Source organism: Acinetobacter sp. TY2 (genome assembly GCF_046269225.1).
GTDB lineage: Bacteria > Pseudomonadota > Gammaproteobacteria > Pseudomonadales > Moraxellaceae > Acinetobacter.
Window position 1 is genome coordinate 1 of record NZ_JBJZOR010000065.1, and the last position, 1274, is coordinate 1274.

Sequence of the window (1274 nt, forward strand, 5' to 3'; positions counted from 1 at the left end):
TGATATACGCTGAATTATCAGGAGACTTTCCCTTGGGAGATTCTAGGCAGCCAACTTATAAAAGTCTTCGGCCATTTGATTTGGTGTCTTAAAACCCAAACCCTTTTGAATTCTTCGATGATTATAAAATAACTCAATGTATTTTATAATATCTGCTTTGGCTTCTTCTCTGGTTTGATAGTTGTAATGATGCACTAACTCATTTTTCAGTATTCCCCAAAAGCTTTCAATCGGTGCATTATCGTAACAGTCTCCGCGCTTGCTCATTGAACCTTGAAAACCATATTGCTCAAGTATATTTCGATATTCATGGCTGCAATATTGACTTCCTCTGTCTGAATGCACAATCAGTTCTTTGGTTGGTTTTTGATTGTGAATAGCCATATTTAGCGCATTACAAACAAGCTGTGTTGTCATGCGCTCATTTAAGCTATAGCCAACCACTTGCTTCGTGTAAAGGTCTTTTACCGCTGCTAAGTACAGCCATCCTTCAACAGTCCATATGTACGTAATATCACTTGACCATGCTTGATTTGGTCTAGTCATTGAGAATTGTTGCTCCAGCAGGTTTTCATAGATCGCTCGATTATGGTCACTATTCGTAGTCCTTTTAAAACGCTTGTGTCGCTTACAATACAGGTGGTTCAGCGCTTTTATCTGACGTACAGCGTACATACTCATTTTTATACCCTGAGCTTGTAAGTATTTGGTTAATCGAATATAACCATAGCTCTGCCTTGTCTCCTCATGGGCTATTTTCACCAATATCGTCTGTTGATTTCGTTGAATCGTTCTTTTGCTCACGCCTCTCTTGAGCCAATCATAAAAACATGAAACTGAAACATGAAGTAATCGAGCCATTAAGGTAATTGGAAAAGAATATCTTTTTTGTTTCATATAGGCGTACCTTACTGACTTTCTTTGGCAAAGTACGCTGCTGCCTTTTTTAAAAATTCACGTTCCATTTCAGCTATTTTGAGCTGTTGTTTGAGTTTTTTATTTTCTTCGAGTAGAGCGTTTAGATCAGGTGAATACTGTTTTGTACCTGCTAAAGTTCCAGCCTTTGCTTTGGTATTCCAATTTGAAAGAGTTTGCATTGAAATGCTAAGTTGTCTGGCTGTTTCCGAGACATTGCCTTGATTGGCTTCAATTAATTTTATGGCTTCAGCTTTAAATTCTGTGGTGTAAGTCTTGTGTTTCTTGCTCATGGTAAACTCCTGATGAGTGTGTTTAGTTTACCAAGTTAAAACCTCCTGTTTTTTCAGCACACATCA

1 protein-coding gene is annotated in these 1274 nt (G+C 37.9%); it reads right to left on the reverse strand.

The features are described from left to right. Window positions 1-42: 42 nt before the first annotated feature. A protein-coding gene (locus tag ACK1JC_RS17005) for an IS3-like element ISAba22 family transposase (protein WP_085940844.1) occupies window positions 43-1208 on the reverse strand; the annotation gives its coding sequence in 2 pieces (ribosomal slippage) (window positions 43-950 and window positions 950-1208; 1167 coding nt in all). Window positions 1209-1274 lie beyond the last annotated feature (66 nt).